Here is a 25,717-nt window from a genome sequence, read left to right as displayed (position 1 = left end):
TCTTACATTCCGTAGCGACGACGGAACTTGTCCACCTGGCCGGCCGTGTCGACGATCTTCTGCTTGCCGGTATAGAACGGATGGCAGGCGGAGCATACTTCCACCTGCAGGCTGTCACCGGCCTGGGTGGAACGGGTGGTGAACGTGTTACCGCAGCTGCAGCTCACGGTGACATCGTGATAATCGGGATGGATATCCGCCTTCATGAAAGCACCCTCGAAAGCCTGTATAGCGCCAAGAAAAGAGCGGCAATATACTGGATGCTCCCATCAGATACAAGGCGCGCGTGGACGGACTGCCCTTTTGGCCACCCCGCCGCCCCTTTTGCGAGTCATCCGTGAACCAGCTTTCCACTGCCATCCCTCCCCGCGTCGGTTTCATCAGCCTGGGTTGCCCCAAGGCCCTGTCCGACTCCGAGCGCATCCTCACCCAACTCCGCGCCGAAGGTTACGGCGTCTCCCCCAGCTATGCCGACGCCGATCTGGTGGTGGTCAACACCTGCGGCTTCATCGACGCCGCCGTCACCGAATCCCTGGACGCCATCGGCGAGGCCCTGGCGGAAAACGGCCGGGTGATCGTCACCGGCTGCCTGGGCGCGGACGCCGACCGGATCCGCGAGCGCTTTCCCCAAGTCCTGGCCGTCTCCGGCCCCCATGCCTACGAACAGGTCATGACGGCGGTGCACGCCCATCTGCCCGCCCCCCATGCCCCCTTCGAGAGCCTGGTGCCGCCCCAGGGCGTGCGCCTCACGCCCCGGCATTTTGCCTACCTGAAGATCTCCGAGGGCTGCAATCACCACTGCAGCTTCTGCATCATCCCCCGCTTTCGCGGCGATCTGGTCAGCCGCCCCGTGGGCGAGGTGATGCAGGAAGCCGAGAATCTGGTGGCCGCCGGCGTCAAGGAGTTGCTGGTCATCTCCCAGGACTCCGGTGCCTACGGGGTGGACGTGAAATACCGCACCGGGTTCTGGGGCGGCAAGCCCCTGCGCACCCACATCCAGGGCCTGGCCGAGGCCCTGGGCAGTCTGGGGGTCTGGGTGCGGATGCATTATGTCTACCCCTACCCCCACGTGGATGACCTGATCCCGCTGATGGCGGATGGACGCATCCTGCCCTACCTGGACATCCCCCTGCAGCACGGCAGTCCCCGCGTCCTCAAGGCCATGCGCCGACCGGCGGCCGCGGAACGGGTACTGGAGCGAATCCGGCAATGGCGGGAGGTCTGCCCGGACATCACCCTGCGCAGCACCTTCATCGTCGGTTTTCCGGGAGAGACGGACGAAGACTTCGAGACCCTGCTGGACTTCATCCGCGAGGCCCGGCTGGACCGGGTGGGCTGCTTCACCTACTCGCCGGTGGACGGCGCCCCCGCCAACGACCTGCCCGGCACGGTACCCGAGGCGGTCAAGGAGGCGCGCATGGCCCGATTCATGGAGGTTCAGGCCGGGATCAGCGAGACCCGGCTGGCGGAGAAGGTGGGGCGGCGGATGCGGGTTCTGGTGGACGATCTGGACGAGGACGGCACCGCCATTGCCCGCTCCAGCGCGGACGCCCCGGAGATCGACGGTCTTGTCTTCGTGGAAGATGGGGAAGCATTGCGTCCCGGAGACTGGGCCGACGTGGAGATCATCGACGCCTCGGAACATGACCTGTTTGCCCGGCAAACAGAGGGGAGTGCCGGTCCGGCAAATTAAAGATTCGTCATTCCCGCGAACGCGGGAATCCAGTCACGGACATTGAAAAAATCCCGAACACCCCCCTTCTCCCCCAAGGAGACAAGGGGGGCGACACACCGTCAGGGCAGCAGATGCGCCACGCCGTCGCGCTCTTCCCGCAGCTCCTGCTCGGTCACGGTCATGCGCTGGCGGCTGAATGCATCAATCTCCAGCCCCTGCACAATGCTGTAATCACCATTCTTGCAGGTGACGGGGAAGGAGTAGATCAGACCTTCCTCGATGCCGTAACTGCCGTCGGAAGGCACGGCCATGCTCACCCAGTCGCCATCCGGCGTACCCAGGGCCCAGTCACGGATGTGATCAATGGCGGAACTGGCGGCGGAAGCGGCGGAAGAAGCACCACGGGCCTTGATGATCGCGGCACCGCGCTGCTGCACGGTGGGAATGAAGTCGGTTTCATACCATTCACGGGGCACCAGGCCGGCAGCGGCGTCACCCTTCACGGAGGCCTGGCTGATGTCCGGATACTGGGTGGCGGAGTGGTTGCCCCAGATGATCATCTGACGGATGTCCGTGGTGGCGGCACCGGTCTTGCCGGCCAACTGGGCCAGGGCACGGTTGTGATCCAGACGGGTCATGGCGGTGAAGTTGCGCGGATCCAGATCCGGCGCATTGCGCTGGGCGATCAGGGCATTGGTATTGGCGGGATTCCCCACCACCAGCACCTTCACCTGACGGCTGGCCACCGCGTTCAGGGCCTTGCCCTGCACGGAGAAGATGGCCGCATTGGCTTCCAGCAGATCCTTGCGCTCCATGCCCGGACCACGGGGACGGGCACCCACCAGCAGGGCGTAATCCGCATCGGCAAAGGCCTCTTCCGGCTTGTCGGAGATCACGGTACCGGCCAGCAGCGGGAAGGCGCAGTCTTCCAGCTCCATTACCACGCCGCGCAGGGCGTCCATGGCCGGGGTGATTTCCAGCAGCTGCAGAATGACGGGCTGATCCTTGCCGAGCATGTCGCCGGAGGCGATGCGGAACAAGAGGCTGTAGGAGATCTGGCCAGCCGCGCCGGTGACGGCAACGCGCACGGGGTTCTTCATGAAACTACCTCCAGAGTACTCGATGGGATGAACAAGGGCGGAATTCTAGCAGAAAGCAACCCCGCGCACCGGTAGGTCATTTCTTCTTGTCGGCATCACCGGCACTCTGGGTAAACGCCTGCCAGAACATCTTCTGCATGGCGTCCATGTTGGCGATGCCGCTCTGCAACATGGGCTGCATCAGGGCCAGGGCCTCGTAACCCTGCTGGCCCTCGCGGATGCGCCGGGACAGGTCGTCCATCATCTCCTTCTGCAGCGGCGCCACATCGGGCAGCCCGAGAAAGGCACGCAGTTCTTCCGGGGTGGCATCCAGCTCTACGGTCACCTTCATGACAACTCCTTCGCCGGACAGACGGCAGTTTTTGGGATCAGAACTGCAAGTTAACAGATATCGCGCCCACGGGAAGCCTTCCCCCCGTGCCCGTCCTGATACAATCCCGCCGTGAACACGCCCACCTACCTTGTCGACACCAGCATCTTCATCTTCCGCGCCTGGTTCGCCCTGCCCGACACCCTCACCTGCCCACGGGGTCAACCGGTGAACGCGGTGGTGGGCTTCATGAATTTCGTCCGCACCCTGATGCGGGAAGAACGTCCCGAGCGGATTGCCTTCGCCTTCGACGAAAGTCTGGGCAGGCACTACCGCCAGTCCATCTACCCCCCCTACAAGGCCCACCGGCCGCCGGCGCCGGAGGCCCTGAAACGTCAGTTCCGACTCTGCCGTGAACTGCTGGATGCCTGCGGCCTGACCACCCTGTCCAGCCGGGAGTTCGAGGCGGACGACCTCATCGGCACCCTGGCCGACCGTGAACGCCGTGCGGGACGCGCGGTCATCCTGGCCACCGGCGACAAGGATCTGGCCCAGCTGGTGCATGACGGCGACCTGTGGTGGGACCCGCGCCGAAACCGGCGCCTGGACCCCGACGGCATCCGCAAGCTGCTCGGCGTCCGTCCGGACCAGGTGGCGGACCAGCTGGCCCTGGCCGGCGACAAGGTGGACAACATCCCCGGCATCCCCGGCGTGGGCATGAGTACCGCGGCCCGCCTGCTCCGGCGCACCGACACCCTGGATGCCCTGCTGGCGGACATCCCGGCCGTGGGCCACATGCCCATCCGCGGCGCCCGGCGGCTGATGGCGCTGATCGAAACCCACCAGGACACGGCGCGCCTGGCCCGGCGGCTGACGGGCATCCATTGCGGGATACCGCTGCCCGACGGCCTGGACCTGCGACCCGGCCCCGGCGACGAGGACCGATGGTGCTCCCTGCACGGGGAACTCGGCCTGGCGGGAACCCCGACCGCCCGGCCGCTGTCCCTATAACCCGACGAATTTCAGGCAAGTTTGCAACCATGTCATACCCAGGCCTCACACGCCCCCTGCACTGCCTCTGCTGCCTGCTGCTCCTGGCCGGGCTGGCCTTGCCCGCCGGCCCGGCCGGTGCCCATCCCCATGCCTGGATCGACCTGGAGGTCACCGCCGTGTTCGATGGGGCCGGGCACATCACCCGGCTGCACCAGACCTGGCTGATGGACCCCTTCTACAGCGTCTTCCTGCTGGACGAGATGGCCCACAACGCCGCCGGCGATACCCGGGAGGAAAAACTGGCCGACATCGCCCGTCAGGTGATCGAGAACCTCACCGACTACCATTTCTTCACTGAAATCCATCACGGTGAACAGGTCATCCGCGACGTGCGCGCCGAGAACCCGACCTTGAAGGAGATCAACGGGCGCCTGGCACTGAGCTTCAGCCTGCATTTCCGCCAGCCCGTGGACCCGGTCCGGGCACCCTTGCGCTACGCCGTCTTCGATCCCACCTATTTCATTGAAATCCTGCACGCCGAAAACACCGTGCCCCATCTGGAGGGTGGCTCGGAGCGCTGCGAGATCCGCATCCGTCAGCCCCGACCCGACCCGGTCATGGTGGCCAGGGCCATGGCCCTGGATTACGACCAGACCGGCGACCCGGATCTGGGCAAGCACTTTGCCGAACGGGCTGAAATCCGATGCACCGACTGATCATCCTCTGTCTGGCGGCCCTGCTGCTGCCCCTGCACGTCCATGCCTCGGCGCTGACCGGCGGCGGTCCGCCGCCCAGCGCGCCCGCTCAGCCGTTGATGCTGTTCGAGGACGAAGCCCCGTCGCAAGCCGGCTTGCGGGATCGCATGGTGGCCTGGGTCATCACCCAGCAGCGCCAGTTGCACCGCCGGCTGGCCGATGGCATGCAGCAGGTACGGGAAAACCCCGGCGCCGCCAGTGCGGGGGCGCTGATCCTGGTGAGCTTTCTCTACGGCATCTTCCATGCCGCCGGCCCCGGCCACGGCAAGGCCGTGATCACCACTTACCTGCTCACCCACCGCCAGCACCTGCGGCGCGCCCTGAGCCTGTCCTTTGCCTCGGCCATGCTGCAGGGCATCACCGCCATCGTGCTGGTATCCGGCGTCCTGCTCATCGCCGGCATGGCCGCCCGTGAAGCCATGGGCCGGGCCTACCTGCTGGAACAGATCAGCTTTGCCCTGGTGGCCTTGCTGGGGGCCTGGCTCAGTTTTCGGGCGGTACGGGGTTATCTGCGGCTGTATCGGGCGCCGGCACCGGCGCCAATCCAGCTGCAACCGCTCACCGTCGCCCCCCTGGCCGGCCATGGCCTGCGTCCCGTCCTGCCCCGAGACGTGACCCACCCCCACGGCCCCGGCTGCGGCTGTGGTCACGCCCACCACGTCACCCCCCGGCAGGCCGCCGAGGCGGGCAGCCTGTCCGCCATGATCGCCACCATCGTGGCGGTGGGCATCCGGCCCTGCACCGGCGCCATCCTGGTGCTGGTGGCCGCCCATCTGCTGGGTTTATGGCTGGCGGGCATCTTCGCTGTCCTGGCCATGTCCCTGGGCACGGCCATCACCGTGTCCGTCCTGGCCATCCTGGCCGTCAAGGCCCGCCATCTGGCAGTCCGACTGGCGGGCGGCGGCGAATACCGGGCCATGGCCTGGGCGGGCCAGACCGTCACCCTCATGGGCGGACTGCTGATCCTGGGCCTGGGCCTGATGCTGTTTGCCGGCAGCCTGGGCAGCGCGGGGAGCCATCCCCTTGGCCTCTAGACCCGGACCAGCACCCCGACGGCCCGCCCGGCCGCCACGCAACCCTCCGACCCGCGTCATTCTGCTGAACAAGCCCTACGATGTCCTCACCCAGTTCACCGACGGTCAGGGGCGTCGCACCCTGGCCGACTTCGTTCCCGTCCCCGGCGTCTACGCCGCCGGCCGACTGGACCGGGACAGCGAGGGTCTGGTGGTACTGACCAACAATGGTCGCCTGCAGGCCCGCATCACCGATCCGGCCCATCACATGAGCAAGACCTACTGGGTGCAGGTGGAAGGGGTGCCGGACCCGAAGGCCCTCCACACCCTGGCAACGGGGGTGCTGCTCAAGGACGGCCCGACCCGACCGGCCGAGGTACGGATCATGGATGAACCGGCGGGACTCTGGCCGCGGAACCCGCCCATCCGTGAGCGCCGCCACATCCCCGTCACCTGGCTGGAACTGACCCTCCATGAAGGCCGCAACCGACAGGTCAGGCGCATGACCGCCGCGGTGGGCCACCCCACCCTGCGTCTGATCCGCCACCGGATCGGCACCTGGACCCTGGACGGACTGGCGCCGGGACAGTGGCGGGAGGCCTGAAGATCCGGCAACGGCAGCCCCCCCTTGCACGACCCGGGATTGCCACTTTAAAGTCGCATCTTAAGAAGGGTTCGGAACACACCAGGAAGATTCAAAGCATTCGTCATTCCCGCGAAAGCGGGAATCCGGTAACACACCGAACATTCTGGACTCCCGCTTTCGCGGGAGTGACGGAAAAGGGCTTACCCGATGTTCCTCCAAGGTCGCCATTCCCCCAAGCCTACGCCGGTCCACCCGGAAGGGGTTACATCCATGTCATCGCGTCGTCTGACGGGCTACCTGCTCCCGCTGCTGATCCTCCTCTCCGGCCCGGCCACGGCCCTCACCACCGGCACCGACGCCCAGCGCGAACGTTTCGTGCAAACGGAACGTGCCCTGCAGCAGGGCAATCGCGCCGCCTTCCAGCAAGGCGTGCGGGAGCTGCAGGACTACGCCCTGCTGCCCTACCTGATCCATGCCGACCTCAACGCCCGCTTCCCGCGGATCGAGCCGGCCGAACTGGACCGGTTCCTGGAGCACTGGGGCGACAGTCTCCTGGGCCAGCGCCTGCGCACCCGCTGGCTCGGCCATCTGGCCGGGCAGGGTCGCTGGGAAGACTACCTGCGTTATTACCAGGACGGCCTCGGTGCCACCTACGCCTGCCAGTACCACAACGCCCTGCTCAGGACCGGTCGCCGTGACCAGGCCCTGGACGGCGTGGAAACCCTCTGGCTGGTGGGGCGCTCCCAGGTCAGCGAGTGCGATCCAGTGTTCAATGCCTGGCGCGAGGCGGGCCGCCTGACACCCCAGCTCGCCTGGGAGCGCTTCCGGCTGGCGATGGAGGCCGGTCAGCCCGGCCTGGCCCGCTACCTGCGCCGCTACATGCCCGAAAGTGACCGGGTGTGGGCCGACCGCTGGCTCAGTCTTTACGAAGACCCCGCCGGCCTTGCCCGCATCCAGTGGCGGGCCGATGCCCACCCGGGGGCCCGCGATGCCATTGCCCAGAGTTTCAACCGGCTGGCCCGACACGACCCCCGCGAGGCCCTGACCCTGTGGGAGTCCGACCGGCGCAACTGGGGCATGGCCCGGGAAGACGCCTACGAGACCCAGCGCTTCATCGCCCTGCGCCTGACCCTGAGGGAAAAACAGGACGCCCTGCCCTATCTGGCCACCCTGCCCGACGCGGTGTTCGATGACCTGCTGCGGCAATGGCAGCTCCGGGCCGCCCTGGCCAAGGGCGACTGGGAGACCGTCGCCAAGGCCGTCACCCGCATGAGCGGCGAGGCCCGGCAGGAGGCCGCCTGGCGTTACTGGCACGCCCGCGCCCTGGAACAGATGGGAGACCACCGGGGTGCCCGGGCCCTCTACGACGGCGTCAGCGAGGAACGCAACTTCTACGGTTTCCTGGCCGCCGACCGTCTGGAACGCCCCTACCGCATCGGTCACCGTCCGCTGGACGTCACTCCCGACCGCATGGCGCGGGTGAGTGAGGACCCGGGGCTGGCCCGCTCCCTGGAAATGCTCGCCCTGGGCCGTCTCATCGACGCCCGGCGGGAATGGATACATCTGCAGAATCGCCTGCAGCAACGGGACCGGGGCGACCTGGAGGCACTGGCCCTGATCGCCGGACAGATCGGCTGGCATGACCGGGCCATCTTCGCCGCCGCCCGCGCCCAGCATTTCGACGACATCGACCTGCGCTTCCCCCTCGCCCATGCCCCCCTGATCATGGAAAGGGCCACGGCACAAGGCATCAATCCGGCCTGGGCCATGGCGGTGGCCCGGCAGGAAAGCGCCTTCATGCAGGACGCCCGTTCCCATGCCGGCGCCATGGGTCTGATGCAGATCATGCCGGATACCGGTCGCGCCATGGCCCCCCATGTGGGCGCCACGGTCAGCAATCCCATGCAGTTGCTGGACCCGGACCTGAACGTGAGCATCGGCACCTACTATCTGCGCCGCAACCTGGACAACTTCGGCGGCCATCCCATGCTTTCCACGGCGGCCTATAATGCCGGTGCCGGTCGCGTGCGCTCATGGCTGCCCCAGGACGAAGAAGTCCCGGCCGATATCTGGGCCGAACTGATCCCGTTCTCCGAGACCCGGGATTACGTCAAGCGGGTGCTGGCTTACAAGATCCTGTACGAGGTGCGCATGGGCATGAGTCCCACCACCCTGAGCAGCATCCTGCCCCCGGTGACGCCTGCCGCCCGCCTGAGCCAGTCCCAGGTGCAGCACCAGGCCCGCTGGAGCGGCGCCAACGGCGGCCGTCCGGCGGTGAATGCCTACTGCGATGCCCCGGGCTATACGGACACGCCCTGCCTGTGAGGCATTTCCGTTGCCCTGAAAACCACCCTCACCTCACCTCCGCCAGCAACCGCCGGGCCACCCGCTCCGACTGCCCGGCATACCCCCCGCCGAACAGATTGAAGTGATTGAGCAGGTGATAAAGGTTGTACAGATCCCGCCGCACCCGGTAACCCGGGTCCAGGGGCCAGGCAGACTCATAGGCGGCATAGAACTCGGGGCCGCAACCGCCGAACAGCTCGGTCATGGCCACGTCCGCCTCCCGGTCACCGTAATACACCGCCGGATCGAAGATCACCGGCCGACCCTCCCGGTCGGTGTCGTGGTTGCCGCTCCACAGATCCCCGTGCAGCACTGAAGCCACAGGACGGTAGCCCGGAAACAAGGCCGGCAATCCCTCCATCAACCGCTCCACGGCATCGATCAGGCCCGCCCCGCCCCCGACCTTTGCAGCCCGACGGATCTGGAAGCCCAGCCGATGCTCCCGATAGAACACCACCCAGTCGTCACACCAGGGGTTGATCTGGGGGGTGCTGCCGATGGTGTTGTCCCGGTGCCACCCGAAGCGGGGGGCCACATGCCGGTGCAGCGCCGCCAACTGCTCCCCGAACAGGGCCGGGCGCGACGGTCCCCCCAGGGGCACATGCTCCATCACCAGGAAGCCGCGCCCCTCGACCACCCCGTGGCACAGGGGCTCGGGCACCCGGATCGCCCCCGGCGTCCGCAGGGCCAGCAGGCCTTCCGCCTCGGCGGCGAACATGTGGGCCAGATCGGGGCGATTGAGCTTGACGAAGAAGCCACGACCGTCCTGCCCCCGCAGCACGGCGGTTTCGTTGATGCATCCCCCGGCCGCGCCGCGCCGGTCCCGAAGCACAAAGGGGCTGCCGGAGGCCCGGGAGATCTCGTCGCACAGGGCGGACAACAGGGTCACGGGGCCACCAGCCTGCCGAACACGTCTCCGGCACGGGTCTCGCGCAACACCGTCCACCCCGCCGGCAGTTCCGTCTCCGGCTCCGACAGGGCCTGCTCCAGATACAGGCGTGCCCCGGGCCGCAGCAGACCGGGGCGGCTCAGATGGGCCAGACAATCGGGCAACAACCCCTTGCCGTAGGGCGGGTCCAGAAACACCAGGTCAAAGGATTCATCACAGGCGGCCAGATAGGCCAGCCCATCCCGCGCCATGACCTGGACCCGGTCCGTCTCCAGGACTTCCACCTGGGCTCCGAGATGGGCGGCCACCCGGGCATCCCGCTCCACCATCACCACCCGCGATGCCCCCCGGGAGGCGGCCTCGAACCCCAGCGCCCCGCTGCCGGCAAACAGGTCCAGACAGCGGGCGCCCTGGATCACCGGCTGCAGCCAGTTGAACAGGGTTTCCCGTACCCGGTCCGGGGTGGGACGCAGGCCGGGGCCATCGGGCACCGACAGCCGCCGACTGCGCCACTCGCCGCCGATGATGCGCAACCGCCCCGGCGCGGCGCGCCGGGGCGGCTTCGATACACGGGCCCGCATCAACCCTCCCCACCGACGATGACCGTCACCAGACGATCCGGATCCACACGGCGCCCGAAGGCCTCGTTCACCGTGGCCGGATCCAGGGCCTCCACCTGGTCGGTGAAGGTGTCCAGATAGTCCAGCGGCAGGCCGTAAAAGCCCATCATCGCCACGTGATCCAGGATCCCCGAGTTGCTGGCGGTGCGCAGGGGGAAACCGCCGACGATATTGGACTGGGCGGCCTTGAGTTCATCCTCGTCCAGCCCCGAGGCCACAAAGTCCTCCAGGGTCCGGCGCATCACCGCCACCGCCTCATCCGCCTGAGAGGCCTGGGTCTGCACCCCCATCAGAAAGGGTCCCGCCGCCGCCATGGGCGAGAAATAGCTGTAGACGCTATAAGCCAGCCCCCGCTGGGTGCGGACTTCCTCCATCAGCCGGGAGGTGAAACCGCCACCACCCAGGCGATGATTGCCCACATACAGGGGGAAATGATCCGCATCCCCCCGGGCCATCCCGGGATGCCCCATGAAGACATGGACCTGCTCGGAGGGGAAGTTTACCCGGATGGTTTGCCCTGCCTCGGGCATGGCCACCTCGGGCAGGGCCGGGGCCGCCTCCCCCGCCGGCAGGGCGGCGGCGATGCGCTCGGCCAGGGCCTCGGCCTGGGACCGGTCCAGCCCGCCCACCAGGGCCAGGATGCCGTTACGGGCCACATAGTAGGTCTGATGGAAGGACTTCAGCTGTGCCGGGGTGATGCCGGCCAACCCGTCCTCGGTACCCAGGGGAGAATGGGCGTAGGGATGCCCGGCATAGACCGTCTCAAAGAAGGTGCGACCGGCAATGGCGCCCGGGTTCTGCTGCTGGGCCTGGAGGGCAACCAGAGCCTGGCGCCGGGTACGGTCCAGTCCCCGCTGGGAAAACGCGGGTTGACCCACCACGGTCACGAAGGTCTCCACCGCCGTCTCCAGCCAGTCGGGCTCGGTCAGGCTGCGCAAGTTGAGGATGGCCATGTCCCGCTCCGAAGTGGCACCGAACTGAGCGCCCACCCCTTCAAAACGTTCGGCAATGGTGTCGGCATCCCAGTCGCCGGCACCGTCCCGCAGCAGGGTGTTGGTCAGACGGGCCAGGCCGGGGTGATCACCATCCCGGGCGCTGCCAGCATTGAACACCAGTCGGGCATCCACCATGGGCAGGGCCGGAGAAGGCACGAAGTAGACCTTGAGGCCGTTTTCCGTCTCCCAGTGCTGGACCGCGGAGGCGGCGGAGGCCGTCATGGGCACGAGCAGCACCAGCAGGAGCAGGCCTGTCCATCCGGATCGTTTCAGGGCTGACGGGAAGAAAAATGTCGTCATGGCATGTTCCTTGAGAATGGCGAATCAGACGATCAGCGCAGATGGCCGTCGAAATATCCCGGCGGGTTTTCCGGATCAATGGGCAGCGGGTCCAGCCAGGCCACCGTGCGCCGATCCACATCGAAATAGCGCCGGGCCACCGCCTGCACCTGCTCCGGCGTCACCGCCCGGATGCGTTCGGCAAACTCCTCCCCCAGCTGCCACGGCAACCCCACGCTCTCCAGCATTCCCAGCCCCATGGCCTGCCCCTGGATGGAATCCCGGCGATAGACCTCCCTGGCCACCACCTGGGCCTTCACCCGTTCCAGTTCAGCGGTGCTGACCAGTTCATCCTTCAGGCGTTCCAGAGCCTCGGTGAGGGCGGCTTCCACCTCGGCCCGGTCCACGCCGGCGGATGGCGTGGCACTGAGCATGAACAGGGTATCCAACCGGGACAGGGGGCTGTAACCGGCCCCGGCAGAGGCCACCAGTTCCCGCTCGCGCACCAGCTCCCGGGAGAAACGGGCGCTCTCGCCGCCGTCCAGCACCCCGGCGGCCACCTGCAGGGCATAGGGCACCCAGTCTTCCTCGGCGGTCATGATCACCGGCACCTTGTAGCCCATCAAAAGATAGGGAACCCGCGCCGGCGCCCGCACCGTGATCCGTCGTTCGCCCAGCTGCGGGGTCTCGGTGCGGGATTTCACCGCCGGCAGATCCCGCGCCGGGATGGGGCCGAAATGGGTCCTGGCCAGGTCGTGCACGGCCTCCGGTTCCACGTCGCCCACCACCACCAGGATGGCGTTGTTGGGGGCATACCAGCGGTCATACCAGTCCCGCAGATCGGCCACCGTGTATTCGTCGATGTCCACCATCCAGCCGATGACCGGAATCCCGTAGGGGCTGTTCAGCCAGGCAACGGCATTGAAGTGCTCGAAGGTCAGGGCATTGGGATTGTCCTCGGTGCGCAGGCGCCGCTCCTCCCGCACCACCCGCATCTCCTGGATGAACTCATCCTCCGGCAGGGCCAGATGCTGCATCCGGTCGGCTTCCAGCTTCAGGGCCGTCTCCAGATGTTCGGCGGCCAGTTGCTGGAAATAGGCCGTGTAGTCCCGGCTGGTGAAGGCATTCTCCCGCCCGCCCAGGGCGGCGATGATGCGGGAGAATTCCCCGGCGGGATGGGTGTCGGTACCCTTGAACATCATGTGTTCCAGGGCGTGGGAGATCCCGGTGATACCCCCGTGCTCATGACTGGAACCCACCCGGTACCAGACCATGGACGACACCACCGGCGCCCGCTGATCCGGCAACACCAGCACCTTCATGCCGTTATCCAGCATGAATTCATGGACAGGGCTTCCCTGATCGGCCTGGAGCCAGAGCGGCACCAGCAGGAGCAGCAGCAGACCTATGCGCGGCATCTTATGTTTCATTTCGGCAGACGTCCCTCAGTGGTAGGATGTGCATTCTTGAACACCGTAGACCTCATCAGCGCATGTTCGGTTTCCGCAAGAAGAAAAAGCCCGTAGACCAGCCCAAGCAGGCTGCCGAGCCCGTGGAGTCCCTGGAAATCATCGAGGGGCTTGAGATCATCACGCCCCTTGAGGGTATCAGGTCTCCCCGGGACCGAGGCAAGGCCACGCCGGTGCCGCCGCCCGTGAGCCCCGCTGCCGCCAAACCGGAACCGGCATCCAGCCCGGCCGCGAAAGCACCCGCCGCCGAAGCGCCCACACCGGTGATCGAGCCGACCGCCCCCCGGCAGGAAACCGCCAAGCCGACGGCGCCGGCCACGGCAGCGCCCCCGGCGGCCTTGAAACCCCCGCCCGAGATCAAGCCCGAACCCAGCCCCCCGGTGATGCCGACCGGTCTGCCGAAAACGCCCGACCCGGCATCCCCCGGCCTGGAGGCCGACAAGCAGGCGGAAGCTGAAAAGACCGGGAAGATCGAGAAGACCGAGAAGATCGAAACGGCCGATACAGGCGAGGAAACCTCGAAATCGGGCCTGTTCTCCCGCCTGCGCAAGGGGCTGTCCAAGACCTCCTCCACCCTCACCGAGGGCATGGCGGGCCTGGTCCTGGGCAAGAAGACCATCGACGACGAACTGCTCGAAGAGCTGGAGACCCGATTGCTCATGGCCGACGTGGGTATCGAGGCCACGGAAACCATCCTGGAAGGCCTCACCCGGCGCGTCGCCCGCAAGGAACTCAAGGATGCCGAAGCCCTGGTCAAGGCCCTGGAAGCGGCCATGGTGGACGTGCTCAAGCCGGTGCAGAAGCCCCTGGCGATCGATGCCGGGAAAAAGCCTTATGTGATCCTGGTACTGGGCATCAACGGTGCCGGCAAGACCACCACCATCGGCAAGCTCACCCACCATCTGCGCCGGCAGGGCAAGTCGGTCATGCTGGCGGCCGGCGACACCTTCCGGGCCGCCGCGGTGGAGCAGCTGCAGACCTGGGGTGAGCGCAACCAGGCCACGGTGATCGCCCAGGGCCAGGGCGCGGATTCGGCGTCGGTGATCTTCGATGCCTGGCAGGCCGCCAAGGCCCGAGGCATGGATGTGCTCATCGCCGATACCGCCGGTCGTCTGCACACCCAATCCAACCTGATGGATGAATTGAAGAAGGTGAAGCGGGTGATCCAGCGCCAGGCCCCCGACGCCCCCCACGAGGTGCTGCTGGTGGTGGACGCGGGTACCGGCCAGAACGCCCTCAACCAGGCTCGGGAATTCCATCAGGCCATGGATCTCACCGGTATCGCCGTCACCAAGCTGGACGGCACCGCCAAGGGCGGCATCCTGTTCGCCATCGCCGAACGGGTGGGTGTGCCGGTGCGTTTCATCGGCGTGGGGGAAAAGATCGAGGATCTGCGGGAGTTCAACGCCGAAGACTTTGCCAGGGCCTTGCTGTCGGATCGGGACTAGGTCCGCGCTTCCATGATCCTGCTGCGCAACGTCACCAAGCGCTACCCCAACGGCCATGAAGCCCTGTCCCGGATCAACCTGAGCCTGGACCGGGGCGCCATGGCCTTCCTCACCGGCCACTCCGGGGCCGGCAAGAGCACCCTGCTCAAACTCATCTCGCTGATCGAGCGCCCCAGCCGGGGCCAGATCGTCGTCAACGGCCAGAACCTGGAATCCCTCTCCGCCCGTCAGGTGCCCTACTTCCGGCGCCAGATCGGCATCATCTTCCAGGATCACCACCTGCTCCACGACCGCAGCGTCTTCGACAACGTGGCCCTGCCCCTGGTGATCCAGGGCTACCGGCAACAGGAAATCGCCCGCCGCGTCCGCGCCGCCCTGGACAAGGTGGGGCTGCTGCACAAGGAAAATGCCGAACCCGTCACCCTGTCCACCGGCGAACAGCAGCGGGTAGGCATCGCCCGCGCGGTGGTCCACAAGCCCGCCATCCTGCTGGCGGACGAACCCACCGGCAACCTGGACCCCCACCTGTCCCGGGAGATCATGCAGCTGTTCTTGCGCTTCAACCAGGTGGGAACCACGGTCATGATCGCCAGCCACGACCTGAACCTGATCTCGTCCCTGGGCAAACCCATGGTGCATCTCCATGAAGGACGGCTGCACCGCCGGGAGGCCGAGGCATGAGACGTCGCCGCGCCCTGACCCTGCCGCCGGTCCATGCCCGGTTCCAGGCCTATGGCATCAATCACCTGCGGGCGCTGGTGTTCAGTCTGGGCAAGCTCTACCGTGCCCCTTTCTCCAGCGCCCTGACCCTGCTGGTGATCGCCGTCGCCCTGACCCTGCCGACCCTGCTTCATGTGTTCCTGAACAACCTGCAACAGGCCACGCCCCAGTGGTCGCAGACGGCCCAGATTTCGGTATTTCTCGAAGATTCGGTGGCGGATGCCCAACTGCCGGCCCTGGCCGCCCGTCTGGCCCAGCGGGCCGACGTGGCCGAGGCCCTGCCCGTCACCCGCGCCCAGGCCCTGGAGGAGTTCCGTGCCCACTCCGGTTTTGCCGAAGCCCTGGATACCCTGGGTGAAAATCCCCTGCCGCCGCTGATCCTGGTGACACCGGCCCTGGAGCACCGCTCCACGGCCGCCCTGGAAGGACTGGTCAATGCCCTGAACCACATGCCGGAGGTTTCCCGGGCGCTCCTGGACCTGCAATGGGTCCAGCGTCTGTTTTCCATCATGGAAGTGCTGCAACGGTCCATGGTGGTGCTGTCCCTGCTGCTGGGATTGGGCGTGCTGCTGGTGGTGGGCAACACCATCCGGCTGGACGTGCAGAATCGACGGGAAGAGATCGAAGTGGCCAAGCTGGTGGGGGCCACGGATGCCTTCATCCGACGGCCGTTTCTCTATGGTGGGTTATGGCTGGGGCTGGGTGGTGCCATGATGGCGGTGGTGATCGTGGCGATCACCATCCTGCTGCTATCCGGTCCGGTGCAAACCCTGTCGCAGCTCTACGGTGGGGAATGGCGCCTCGACGGCCTGGGTTTTCGGGGCACCCTGACCCTGCTCGGCCTGGGCGCCCTGCTGGGACTGGCGGGATCATGGATCACGGTGAACCAGCACCTGCGCCACATCGAACCCCGTTAAGGATGCCCTGAACCCAAGCGGGAGCTAAGCCACCATCGCCTGCCGCAACTTGCGAATGGAATTGTTCTCCAACTGCCGGATCCGCTCCGCCGAGACGCCGTACTCCGCCGCCAACTCATGGAGGGTCGCCTTCTCCTCCGCCAGCCAGCGGCGCGCCAGGATGGCCCGGCTGCGCTCGTCCAGGGCCGCCAAGGCCGCCTGCAGACGCGTCTGGTGATAGCTATCCCAGTCGGAACGCTCCATCAGCATGGCCGGGTCGCCCTCGTGGTCCATCAGCACATCGGCCGGGGCGGCGGTGTAGGTGCCTTCGTCTTCCGGCTCCGGATCGAAACTCACGTCATGACCGGCCAGGCGGGACTCCATCTCCACCACCTCCCGGGCGGAGACACCCAGATCATTGGCCACGGTTTCCACCTCGTCCTGACTGAACCAGCCCAGACGCTGCTTGGCGCCGCGCAGGTTGAAGAACAGCTTGCGCTGGGCCTTGGTGGTGGCCACCTTGACGATGCGCCAGTTGCGCAGCACGAATTCATGAATCTCGGCCCGGATCCAGTGCACGGCAAAGGAAATCAGGCGCACATTCATGTCCGGGTCAAAGCGCTTGACCGCCTTCATCAGGCCGATGTTGCCTTCCTGGATCAGATCCCCCAGGTTCAGGCCGTAACCGGAATAGCCGCGGGCGATATGCACCACGAAACGCAGGTTATGCATCACCAACTTGCGGGCGGCTTCAAGGTCCTGTTCGTCCCGCAGACGGCGGGCCAGCGCCTGCTCTTCCTCGGCCTCCAGCACCGGCAGCCGGTTGACGGCCGAGATGTAGCTGTCCAGATCCCCGACCGGGACAGCAAGGTGATTGGCAGCCGGAGTCAGTGCGGTTGTCATGGATTGCGGTCCTCCCCAATTCCAAGCGGAATGCTGCGAGTTTAGCACTCGCGAAGTTGGAGTGCTAACCGTGTTGGAGAGTTCCCGCCCCCCTCACCCCAACCCCGGCTCAACGCCCAAACAGAATTACGGACAGAAAACTCAGCCAGGACACCACCACCAGCGCCACAATGAACGTCATGGCCGCATTGTCAAAACTGAACATGGGGTGATTCAGCACCGGCAGACGCCGCAGCGCCCGCCCCCAATCAGCCAGTTTGTGCATCGTCAACTTGTTCATCACTCACCCTCCCCGGAATCGGGTCTGTCATCCCGACGACGGCGCGGAATCCGCGGATCATCGTCATCCATGAGGATCCGGTGTGCCGGACCCTCCATGTCGTCGTATTGCCCGGACCGTACCGTCCACAGGAACGCCACCAGGGCCAGGCCGAGAAAAATCATCCCCAGGGGGATCAGAATGTAGAGCATCTCCATCAGCGCGAATCCCGTAACCTTAGTGCATTCACCACCACCAGCAGCGAACTCAGGGACATCCCCAGGGCCGCCAGCCAGGGAGTGAGCAGTCCCGCCGCCGCCACCGGCAGCGCCAGGGCGTTGTAGCCGATGGCCCAGCGGATGTTCTGACGGATCACGGCCACCGTCTCCCGGGCCTTGTCCAGACCGGCCGGCAGCACCCCGGGCTGATCCCGATACAGGATCATGTCCGCCCCCGACTGGGCCAGCTGGGTCCCGCCCGCCATGGCCACCGATACATGGGCCTTTGACAGCACCGGGGCATCATTGACGCCGTCCCCCACCATGGCCACCGTCCGACCCGCCGACTGCAACGCCTCCAGGGCCGTCAGCTTGTCCGCCGGGGACAGCCCGCCCCGGGCATCCTCGATCCCCAGTTGCCGGGCAAGAAAGGACACCGCCGCCGGGGCATCCCCGGAGAACAGGTGTACGGTGATGCCCCGTGCCTTGAGTCCCGCCACGGCTTCCAGGGCGTCCGGGCGGGTGCGGTCCTCCAGCACGAAGGCCGCCAGCAGGCCCTGATCGTCGCCCAGCACCACATGCCCCCCATGGGGCCATTGTTCGGCCAGACGCACCAGACGCGGGTCGGCCTGGGTATCGGCGCCGAGTTCACGGACAAAATCCGGCGCGCCGATGCGCAGCCGACGGCCCCGGATCACCCCTTCCATGCCCCGGCCGGGATGGGCACGGACCTCCCCGGCGGCCGCGGCCTCCGCCGAAGATGGACCGCCGCTTGATCCGACCCGCTGAAACACCCGCCCCACCGGATGCTCGGAACCGGCCTCCAGGATGCGGGCATATTCCAGGCAACCGGCTTCATCCACATCCCCCAGCACCGCCACCTTCCGCAGGCTCAGGCGCCCCTCGGTCAGGGTCCCGGTCTTGTCGAACACCACATCCGTGATCCCGGCCAGGTGTTCCAGGGCCTGACCCCGGGCCGTCAGCAGACCGCGGCCGGTCAGCGCCCCGGTGGCCGCCGTGATCGCCGCCGGGGTGGCCAGGGCCAGGGCGCAGGGACAACTCACCACCAGCATGGTCACCATCACCCAGAAGGCACGGGCCGGATCCACCCACAGCCACCACACCAGCCCCGTCACCAGGGTCAGCAACAGGACCGCCGCCACGAACCCACCCGTACCCCGTTCCGCCAGCAGGGCCATGGGGGGCTTTTCCGTCTGCGCCCGCTCCAGCAGGCGCTGGATGGACGAGAGCACCGTATCCTGACCCACCTGATCCACCCGCATCACCAGCGGGCTTTCCACATTCACCGTGCCGCCCACCAGGGCATCCCCCGTCGCCCGGCGCCGGGGCAGGCTCTCGCCGGTGAGCAGGGACTCGTCCACGCTGGAGGTTCCCGAGAGCACCACCCCGTCCGCCGGCACCGGTGCCCCGGGCCGGATCCGCACCCGGTCTCCGGGCAGCAGTTCGGTCACCGGCACCTCCTCGTCCCCGTCGTCCCCGACGCGCGTGGCCACCGCCGGCAACAGCCGCCCCAGGGATTCGGTGGCCTGACCCGCCCGCTGGCGGGCCGCCATCTCCAGATAGCGGCCGGTGAGCAGGAAGAACACGAACATGGTCACCGACTCGAAATACACATGCTCCGGATGCCCGGTCATCGTGGCCCAGGCACTGGCAACGAAGGTGGACCCGATGGCCAGGGCCACCGGCACGTCCATTCCCAGGCGTCGCCGGCGCAGGTCCCGCCAGGCGGACACAAAGAAACCGGCACCGGCATAGAACACCACCGGTGCCGCCACCAGCATGGCCACCCAGCGCAGGAACTGCATCATGTCTTCCTGGCCGGGCACCCCATGGCCCAGCCACAGGGCCACGGCGATCATCATCACCTGCATCATCCCCAGGCCCGCCACCGCCAGACGCCGCAAGGCCCGGTCCCGCTCCTTGCGAAAGACCGCCTCCTGGCGTCCGGGATCAAACGGATGGGCCCGGTAACCGATCTCCGTGATGGCCCGAAGGATGGCGCTGAGGCTGATCCGGCTCTGATCCCATCGCACCCGGGCGCGATGGGTGGAATAGTTCACGGCAAAGGACACCACCCCCGGCAGGGACTGCACATGGCGTTCGCTCAGCCAGACGCAGGCGGCACAGACGATGCCCTCCAGCATCAGCGAGGCCTCCCGCAAATTCCCCGGCGTCACATGCACAAAACCGCGCTGTACCTGCTCGCTGTCGTAGAGGGCCAGGGCATCCAGGGCCGCGGCGGGATCCGGCGGGGCGCCGGCCTTTTCCGTGCGATGGCGGTAATAATCCCCCAGACCGGCATCGATGATGGCCGCCGCCACGGCCCGGCAGCCGGGGCAGCAGAAGCCCCGGATCTCGCCGTCCACGGTCAGGCTGAAATCGCTGCCGGCGGGCACCGGCAGACCGCAATGAAAGCAGGCCCGGGCCTCCCCCGGGGCGTCGGGTTCCAGGGCGGATTGCAGGACCGCGTTCACCCTTCACGCACCGAGGTCACGGCGCGCTGTTCGTGCAGGTTTTCCCCCTGGCGGACCTGCAAAAGCAGATCCCAGCGGCCGGGAGCGGGAAAGCGCAACTGGGCCTGATACAGGCCAGGACCGATCTCGGTCATCTGAAACGGCTGATCCAGGCGCTCATCGGAGGGGCGCATGAACTCCCCCATCACCTGGGCCCGGCTGATCGGGGCGCCGGTACGGTCCGTGACCTTCACCTGAAAGATGCTGTCCTTGTCCAGACGTGGGGCCTCCAGCCAGCCCTGACGCACCTGCCACCCCCGCTCGGCCTGGATCCGGGCCTGTTCCATGTATTTCTGGGCCAGGGCCTGGTTCTTGTGGGAGATGTGGGCGGCGGTGCCGGGAAAGAACGACGTCACCTGCTCGGCGCCGCCGCGGGGTTCGGGCAGAAGCCGTCCCACCATGCCGCTGGGCATGCCCTGGTGAGCCAGGGTCACGAGGATTCCGTTGACGGTGGCGATGACCAGGAAGAAGCCGACGATGGTGGCGGGTGCCCAGTGGATGCGCGGCCGACCGGTCTGCCGGCTGTCGCGGACCTTCTGGTTTTCCAGCTGGGACATGATGATGCCCAGGCCATAGGGTGTGATCACGTAGAGGGCCAGATGGATGGCGAAGACATCGGCGCCGGGCCAGAACACGATGGAAACGGGGATGAACACCAGCAGCACCGCCGCCAACACCGTGAGGGACACCTGATAGGCCCGCAGCCGGGTGAAGCGGTAGAGGATGAAGAACAGCACCATGGCGGCGCCGACGCCAAGACCCAGGCTGAGGACGAGTGAATCCATGATCGTGTCTCCGGTTAAAACCTATCTCAATATGAACTGCGACCCCACCAGCACCGGGTCCAGACCCGCCGGCATCACCGGCACCAGCTCGAACACCAGTGCCTGCTGGCGCGCCGCCCCCGGCGGGGCCTGATAACGCACCCGGGCCAGCAACGTGGTCCGATGCTCCGGCATCAGCATCACCTGTTCGATCCGGCCCATGTCCAGCACCGCCCCGTCCAGCCCCGACACCCGTACCTCCAGGGTCATGGGATACTGGGTCTTGTTGTTCACCTTGATCTCGTAACTGTTCTGGATCGAGCCGTCCGACAGACGCACGAACAGCGGCTGACGGACCTGACTCACCGAGGCATCCAGCGGGGCCTGATGGGCCACCCCCCACGCCAGCAGCAGGGTGATCAGCAACAGCGGCACCCCGTAACCCAGGGTCTTGGGCTTGAGCAGACGGGTTCGCTGTCCCGCCAGGGCATGTTCGGAGGTGTACCGCACCAGCCCCCGGGGCCATTTGAGACGATCCATCACCGCGTCACAGGCATCCACGCACAGGGCGCAGTGGATGCACTGATACTGCAGACCGTCACGGATATCGATGCCCACCGGACACACCTGCACACAGTAATCACAGTCGATGCAGTCACCCACCCCGCCCCCCCTGCGCGCGGCAAGGTCGCGGCCACCGTCCCGCAACGTGGCCCGACCCGCGGTGCCCTCTCCCCGATCCCGGTCATAGGAAATGATGAGGGTGTCCCGGTCGAACATCACGCTCTGGAACCGGGCATAGGGACACATGTAAGTACACACCTGCTCCCGGAGCACCCCGGCCAGCAGCCAGGTGGTCAGGGTGAGCAAACCGGTGGTCGCATAGGCGGCAAAGGGGGCCTGTCCGGTGAAGAAGGCCGCCGTCAGGGCGGGCGCATCGGCCCAATACAGGGTGAAGGTCAACCCGGTGAGGAAGGCCACCCCCAGCCAGACCGCATGGGTTGCCCCCTTTTTCAGGAGTCGCCCCGCCGTCCAGCCCGACCGGTCCAGACGCATCCGCGCCCCCCGGTCACCCTGGATGGCCCGCTCGATGGCCATGAACACGTCGGTCCACAGGGTCTGGAAACAGAAATAGCCGCAGAACACCCGTCCCGCCAGCCCGGTGACCATGAACAGCAGCAGGGCCAGGATGATGAGCACCGCCGCCAGCCAGAAGATGTCCTGGGGATGCACCAGCAGATCGAAGAGATAGAAACGTCTGCCGGGGATGTCGAACAGCACCGCCTGGTCAGGCCCGAATGCCCGTTCCCAGCGGAGCCAGGGCAACAGGAAGAACACCCCGTAGGCCAGGGCCAGAACGGCCCACTTCAGGTTGCGAAAACGACCCTTGACACTGCGGGGATAGATGGGAATACGGGCCTGGTATTGCTCGGACATTGCATCTCCATACCGCGTTTAAAGCCCCCCGCCCAACTGATGCACATAGGTGGCCAGCACCCGGATCTCCGCCGGGGACAGGCGATCACCAAAGGCGGGCATCTCCCGCTGTACCCCGCGCAGAATCAGATCCCGGACCAGGGCCTGACGCTCGGCATGGCCTGGCGCGCCCGTCACATCGATGTTCTGCCAGATGTCGTTGGTCAGATTCGGCGCCCCCAGGGACTTGAGACCCAACCCCTCGCGACCGTGACAGGCATAACAGCCACCTTCGTAACCCTGGAAGATGGACCCGCCCAGGGATACCTGCTCCGGGTCCCCGCCCTCGTGTCCGGCCAGACTCAGCACATAGGCGGCCACCGCGTCGGCCTGCTGGTCATCGAAGGTTTCACGATAAGGAGGCATGTAGCCCATCCGCCCCCGGGTGATGGTCTGTTCGATGGCCTGAATGGTCCCGCCCCAGTGCCAGTTGTCATCGGCCAGGTTCGGATACAGACCGATGATGCCTGCCCCGCCGGTCTGATGGCAGGCGGCACAGAAGTCACCGAAGATCCCCCGGGCATAGGAATTCACGAACGCCAGCATGTCCGTATCGGACAGCACCGTGTCATGGTCGGCCTCGGCGATCACCTGCAGGAACTCCCGCTGGCGCACCGCCGCGTCACCGGTCTGCATATCCCGCACCAGCAGGGCCCGACTGTTCCAGTGACTGCGCTGGGACTCGCCCTCCACCTCGTAGTTGATCCAGGCAATCCCCTTGGTATACGTGCCGGCGATGGGCCAGGCGGGATACAGCAGCCAGTAGATCAGGGAAAACACCACCGTGGCATAGAAACTCCACAGCCACCAACGGGGCAAGGGATTGTTGTACTCGCGCAGGTCACCGTCCCAGACATGGCCGGTGGTCTCCACTTCCCCCGGCTTGCCGGGGGCCGACTGCTGCTCGTGTCCGGGCTCGTTCATGGGTGTTTCCCGTCTTGGTGCTTTTGATCCGGTTCATCGTCGTCAAAGGGAATGAACCGGTAGGACTCCAGCCGCTCCGACCGCTTGCGGCTGGAAAACAGATAAATCAGGATGCCGACGAAGGTGCTGAAGAACAGCAGCAGGGCCACCATCTTGCTGTTATTGAGATCCGTGATCCAATACCAGAGATCCATAAGAACTCCCGAAAACTACCTGAATTCCACGAAGTACCCTTCGTCATACCGGGTGAAGTCCACCAGCGTCCCCAGCATCTGCAGATAGGCCACCATGGCATCCATCTCCGTGATCCGGGAAGGGTCCCCGTCATAGTTGCCGCGACGGGCCTGGGCCTCCAGATTCTCCCGGGCGCGGGCAATGTCCAGCTGCCGGGCCGTTTCCTCGCCAAAGCGCTCCACGTTGGCGGCGAACTCCTCCTCGGTCAGGGAATAAGGCACCCCGGCGATGCGCAGGGCACGCATGCGTCGTTCGATGTCGTCATAGCGCAGATCCCGGCGCGCCAGCCACGGATACCCGGGCATGATGGATTCGGGCACCACGGCACGGGGGTCGATCAGATGGCGCACATGCCAGTCGTTGGAATACTTGCCCCCCACCCGGGCCAGGTCCGGGCCGGTGCGCTTGGAACCCCACTGGAAGGGATGGTCATACATGGACTCCGCCGCCAGGGAGTAATGCCCGTAACGCAGCATCTCGTCCCGGAACGGACGGATCATCTGGGAGTGACAGGTGTAACAGCCTTCACGCACATAGAGATCCCGGCCCCGCAGTTCCAGCGGTGTGTAGGGGCGCACCCCTTCCACCTCCTCCACGGTATCGTCGATGTAGAACAGGGGCACGATCTCCACCAGCCCCCCGATGCTGATCACCACCAGGGTCAACGCGATCAGCAGGCCGGCATTGGTTTCTATGGTTTCATGTTTCATGACTGTGCAGCTCCCCCGTCAGGCCCGCGAGGCGGATGCCGTCGTTTCGGTACGGCCGGACGCGACCTGCCGGGCCGCCTCCCGCCTGACCGGCTCGACGGTCTTGTAGATGTTGTATGCCATCAGCAGCATCCCGGCCAGGAAGAGCCCGCCACCCAGGGCACGGACCACATAGGGCTGATGGAGAAACACCACCGTCTCGATGAAGGTGTAGGAGAGATTGCCGTACTCATCGAAGGCCCGCAGCATCAGGCCCTGCCCGATCCCCGCCACCCACATGGCGGTGATGTAGAGCACGATGCCGATGGTGGCCAGGAAGAAGTGCACGTAGACCAGCCGGATGCTGTAGAGCTTGGTATCCCACAGCCGCGGGATCAGGTGATACATGGAGCCGAAGGTGATCATCGCCACCCAGCCCAGGGCCCCGGAATGCACATGGCCCACGGTCCAGTCGGTGTAATGGGACAGGGCATTCACGCTCTTGAGGGACATCATCGGCCCCTCGAAGGTGGCCATGCCGTAGAACGACAGGGAGGTGATCATGAACAGCATGATGGGATCGGTGCGCAGTTTGTGCCAGGCCCCCGAGAGGGTCATGACGCCGTTGATCATCCCGCCCCAGGAGGGCAGCAGCAGCAGGATGGAGAAGGTGGCCGCCAGGGTGGAAACCCAGTCCGGCAGGGCCGTCCAGTGCAGGTGGTGCGCCCCCACCCACATGTACAGGAACACCAGGGCCCAGAAGTGGACGATGGACAGTCGATAGGAATAGATGGGCCTGCCCGCCTGCTTGGGCACGAAGTAGTACATCATCCCCAGGAAGGCGGCCGTGAGGAAGAAACCCACCGCGTTATGGCCGTACCACCACTGGGTCATGGCATCCTGCACCCCGGAGAACAGGGAGTAGGACTCCAGGCTGAACAGGCTCACCGGAATCGCCAGGTTATTGAAGATATGCAGGATGGCGGTGGCCAGGATGAAGGCCATGAAGAACCAGTTGGCCACATAGATGTGGGGTTGGGACCGGCGCAGCAGGGTCATCAGGTAGACCAGGAAATAGGCCACCCAGACCACGGTGATGAGCAGGTCGATCTGCCAGGTGAACTCGGCGTATTCCCGTCCCTGGGTGTAACCCAGCATGTAGGTGACCACCCCCAGCGCCACCGCCAGGTTCCAGCCCCAGAAGGTGAACTCCGCCAGCTTCGGCCCGAACAGGCGGGCCTGGCAGGTTCGCTGCACGATGTAGTAGGACGTGGCGAAAAGGGCGTTGCCGCCGAAGCCGAAGATCACCAGGGTGGTATGCACCGGCCGGAAGCGGCCGAAGGTGATCTGCGGGATGTCGAAGTTCAGGAAGGGAAAGGCGAGCTGCGAGGCGATCCAGACCCCCACCCCCATGCCAAGCACGCCCCAGACGATGGACATGATGGCGAATTTCTTGACGATGTCGTAGTTGTACTGCTCGGAGGGCGCGACCTGGGTACGACTGCGGTCGACGTCGGCGGAGGGGGTCTGTGCCATGGCGAGATCTCTGAGTCTTCCCTTTTTTACTTAAGGGTATAGACCGTTCCCTGGAATTTTGCGAACCCGGCAATCGGCGGTCGCGC

At 66.1% G+C, this 25,717-nt stretch carries 26 protein-coding genes; 9 read left to right on the top strand and 17 right to left on the bottom strand.

The window, feature by feature from the left end:
• Positions 1 to 2: 2 nt before the first annotated feature.
• Entirely contained in the window at positions 3 to 206 is a 204-nt protein-coding gene (gene rpmE, locus ACLF6L_RS02575) for a 50S ribosomal protein L31 (RefSeq protein WP_008931923.1), read from the bottom strand.
• A gap of 131 nt (positions 207 to 337) precedes the next feature.
• Here rpmE and rimO point away from each other — a divergent pair, with 131 nt between their 5' ends.
• Entirely contained in the window at positions 338 to 1,693 is a 1,356-nt protein-coding gene (gene rimO, locus ACLF6L_RS02570; protein WP_412852306.1) for a 30S ribosomal protein S12 methylthiotransferase RimO, read from the top strand.
• Between the two features lie 101 nt (positions 1,694 to 1,794).
• Here rimO and ACLF6L_RS02565 read toward each other — a convergent pair whose 3' ends face one another.
• Together ACLF6L_RS02565 and ACLF6L_RS02560 are read right to left on the bottom strand one after the other, a co-directional pair.
• Positions 1,795 to 2,775: a malate dehydrogenase gene (locus ACLF6L_RS02565; RefSeq protein ID WP_412852305.1), complete on the bottom strand. Its 981-nt coding sequence runs from the start codon at positions 2,773 to 2,775 to the stop codon at positions 1,795 to 1,797.
• 76 nt (positions 2,776 to 2,851) lie between these two features.
• Positions 2,852 to 3,106, bottom strand: coding sequence for a DUF6489 family protein (locus ACLF6L_RS02560; RefSeq protein WP_200173263.1), 255 nt, complete (start codon positions 3,104 to 3,106; stop codon positions 2,852 to 2,854).
• Between the two features lie 111 nt (positions 3,107 to 3,217).
• Between ACLF6L_RS02560 and ACLF6L_RS02555 the strand changes: the two genes are divergently transcribed.
• The 5 genes from ACLF6L_RS02555 to ACLF6L_RS02535 all read left to right on the top strand — a co-directional run bounded on the left by ACLF6L_RS02555 (position 3,218) and on the right by ACLF6L_RS02535 (position 8,757).
• Positions 3,218 to 4,096 carry a 5'-3' exonuclease gene (locus tag ACLF6L_RS02555; protein WP_412852304.1) on the top strand — a complete coding sequence of 293 codons (879 nt, stop codon included), beginning with the start codon at positions 3,218 to 3,220 and terminating at the stop codon, positions 4,094 to 4,096.
• A 29-nt stretch (positions 4,097 to 4,125) separates the two neighbouring features.
• Entirely contained in the window at positions 4,126 to 4,794 is a 669-nt protein-coding gene (locus ACLF6L_RS02550; RefSeq protein ID WP_412852303.1) for a DUF1007 family protein, read from the top strand.
• Positions 4,782 to 5,867 carry a nickel/cobalt transporter gene (locus ACLF6L_RS02545; RefSeq protein ID WP_412852302.1) on the top strand — a complete coding sequence of 362 codons (1,086 nt, stop codon included), beginning with the start codon at positions 4,782 to 4,784 and terminating at the stop codon, positions 5,865 to 5,867. The genes ACLF6L_RS02550 and ACLF6L_RS02545 overlap by 13 nt, the downstream gene beginning before the upstream one ends.
• Before the next feature lie 58 nt (positions 5,868 to 5,925).
• Complete coding sequence (locus tag ACLF6L_RS02540) at positions 5,926 to 6,450, top strand: pseudouridine synthase (protein ID WP_412852738.1); 525 nt, start codon at positions 5,926 to 5,928, stop codon at positions 6,448 to 6,450.
• A gap of 252 nt (positions 6,451 to 6,702) precedes the next feature.
• Positions 6,703 to 8,757: a transglycosylase SLT domain-containing protein gene (locus ACLF6L_RS02535; protein WP_412852301.1), complete on the top strand. Its 2,055-nt coding sequence runs from the start codon at positions 6,703 to 6,705 to the stop codon at positions 8,755 to 8,757.
• A 28-nt stretch (positions 8,758 to 8,785) separates the two neighbouring features.
• On the opposite strand, the gene ACLF6L_RS02530 is transcribed toward ACLF6L_RS02535, so the two are convergent.
• From ACLF6L_RS02530 to ACLF6L_RS02515, 4 genes are read right to left on the bottom strand one after another with little or no spacing between them, the layout of a single operon-like run.
• Complete coding sequence (locus ACLF6L_RS02530; RefSeq protein WP_412852300.1) at positions 8,786 to 9,667, bottom strand: fructosamine kinase family protein; 882 nt, start codon at positions 9,665 to 9,667, stop codon at positions 8,786 to 8,788.
• Positions 9,664 to 10,248, bottom strand: coding sequence for a 16S rRNA (guanine(966)-N(2))-methyltransferase RsmD (gene rsmD / locus ACLF6L_RS02525; RefSeq protein ID WP_412852299.1), 585 nt, complete (start codon positions 10,246 to 10,248; stop codon positions 9,664 to 9,666). Before rsmD ends, ACLF6L_RS02530 begins: the two co-directional genes overlap by 4 nt.
• Positions 10,248 to 11,582, bottom strand: coding sequence for a M16 family metallopeptidase (locus ACLF6L_RS02520; RefSeq protein WP_412852298.1), 1,335 nt, complete (start codon positions 11,580 to 11,582; stop codon positions 10,248 to 10,250). The genes rsmD and ACLF6L_RS02520 overlap by 1 nt, the downstream gene beginning before the upstream one ends.
• 32 nt (positions 11,583 to 11,614) lie before the next feature.
• Complete coding sequence (locus tag ACLF6L_RS02515; RefSeq protein ID WP_412852297.1) at positions 11,615 to 12,979, bottom strand: M16 family metallopeptidase; 1,365 nt, start codon at positions 12,977 to 12,979, stop codon at positions 11,615 to 11,617.
• A gap of 434 nt (positions 12,980 to 13,413) precedes the next feature.
• Between ACLF6L_RS02515 and ftsY the strand changes: the two genes are divergently transcribed.
• From ftsY to ftsX, 3 genes are read left to right on the top strand one after another with little or no spacing between them, the layout of a single operon-like run.
• Entirely contained in the window at positions 13,414 to 14,478 is a 1,065-nt protein-coding gene (gene ftsY / locus ACLF6L_RS02510) for a signal recognition particle-docking protein FtsY (RefSeq protein WP_412852737.1), read from the top strand.
• Positions 14,479 to 14,490: 12 nt separating this feature from the next.
• Positions 14,491 to 15,159, top strand: coding sequence for a cell division ATP-binding protein FtsE (gene ftsE / locus ACLF6L_RS02505; RefSeq protein ID WP_238617293.1), 669 nt, complete (start codon positions 14,491 to 14,493; stop codon positions 15,157 to 15,159).
• Complete coding sequence (gene ftsX, locus ACLF6L_RS02500; RefSeq protein WP_238617292.1) at positions 15,156 to 16,115, top strand: permease-like cell division protein FtsX; 960 nt, start codon at positions 15,156 to 15,158, stop codon at positions 16,113 to 16,115. The genes ftsE and ftsX overlap by 4 nt, the downstream gene beginning before the upstream one ends.
• Before the next feature lie 24 nt (positions 16,116 to 16,139).
• Here the strand turns inward: ftsX and rpoH are convergent, their stop codons facing one another.
• The 10 genes from rpoH to ccoN form a co-directional block, all read right to left on the bottom strand.
• On the bottom strand, positions 16,140 to 16,997 hold the full coding sequence (rpoH, locus tag ACLF6L_RS02495) for an RNA polymerase sigma factor RpoH (protein ID WP_238617291.1): 858 nt from the start codon (positions 16,995 to 16,997) through the stop codon (positions 16,140 to 16,142).
• Positions 16,998 to 17,106: 109 nt separating this feature from the next.
• Complete coding sequence (locus tag ACLF6L_RS02490; protein ID WP_200173398.1) at positions 17,107 to 17,277, bottom strand: hypothetical protein; 171 nt, start codon at positions 17,275 to 17,277, stop codon at positions 17,107 to 17,109.
• Complete coding sequence (gene ccoS, locus ACLF6L_RS02485; protein WP_200173283.1) at positions 17,277 to 17,474, bottom strand: cbb3-type cytochrome oxidase assembly protein CcoS; 198 nt, start codon at positions 17,472 to 17,474, stop codon at positions 17,277 to 17,279. Before ccoS ends, ACLF6L_RS02490 begins: the two co-directional genes overlap by 1 nt.
• Positions 17,474 to 19,969 carry a heavy metal translocating P-type ATPase gene (locus ACLF6L_RS02480; RefSeq protein WP_412852296.1) on the bottom strand — a complete coding sequence of 832 codons (2,496 nt, stop codon included), beginning with the start codon at positions 19,967 to 19,969 and terminating at the stop codon, positions 17,474 to 17,476. Before ACLF6L_RS02480 ends, ccoS begins: the two co-directional genes overlap by 1 nt.
• Positions 19,966 to 20,793, bottom strand: a complete 828-nt coding sequence (locus tag ACLF6L_RS02475; protein ID WP_200173287.1) for a FixH family protein — start codon at positions 20,791 to 20,793, stop codon at positions 19,966 to 19,968. The genes ACLF6L_RS02480 and ACLF6L_RS02475 overlap by 4 nt, the downstream gene beginning before the upstream one ends.
• A gap of 21 nt (positions 20,794 to 20,814) precedes the next feature.
• Positions 20,815 to 22,209: a cytochrome c oxidase accessory protein CcoG gene (ccoG, locus tag ACLF6L_RS02470; RefSeq protein ID WP_412852295.1), complete on the bottom strand. Its 1,395-nt coding sequence runs from the start codon at positions 22,207 to 22,209 to the stop codon at positions 20,815 to 20,817.
• Positions 22,210 to 22,227: 18 nt separating this feature from the next.
• A complete protein-coding gene (gene ccoP / locus ACLF6L_RS02465) occupies positions 22,228 to 23,172 on the bottom strand; it encodes a cytochrome-c oxidase, cbb3-type subunit III (protein ID WP_412852294.1) in 945 nt (314 codons plus the stop codon).
• Positions 23,169 to 23,366 (bottom strand): cbb3-type cytochrome oxidase subunit 3, encoded by a 198-nt coding sequence (locus tag ACLF6L_RS02460; protein ID WP_200173293.1) that lies wholly within the window; start codon positions 23,364 to 23,366, stop codon positions 23,169 to 23,171. Before ACLF6L_RS02460 ends, ccoP begins: the two co-directional genes overlap by 4 nt.
• A 15-nt stretch (positions 23,367 to 23,381) precedes the next feature.
• Positions 23,382 to 24,116, bottom strand: coding sequence for a cytochrome-c oxidase, cbb3-type subunit II (gene ccoO, locus ACLF6L_RS02455; RefSeq protein WP_412852293.1), 735 nt, complete (start codon positions 24,114 to 24,116; stop codon positions 23,382 to 23,384).
• A gap of 18 nt (positions 24,117 to 24,134) precedes the next feature.
• Positions 24,135 to 25,631 (bottom strand): cytochrome-c oxidase, cbb3-type subunit I, encoded by a 1,497-nt coding sequence (ccoN, locus tag ACLF6L_RS02450; protein ID WP_412852292.1) that lies wholly within the window; start codon positions 25,629 to 25,631, stop codon positions 24,135 to 24,137.
• Positions 25,632 to 25,717 lie beyond the last annotated feature (86 nt).

The sequence above is a fragment of the Ectothiorhodospira shaposhnikovii genome (assembly GCF_047222355.1).
In the GTDB taxonomy this organism is placed as follows: domain Bacteria; phylum Pseudomonadota; class Gammaproteobacteria; order Ectothiorhodospirales; family Ectothiorhodospiraceae; genus Ectothiorhodospira.
The sequence above is the reverse complement of the archived record's forward strand: the minus strand, read 5'-3'. Positions and strand labels throughout refer to the sequence as shown.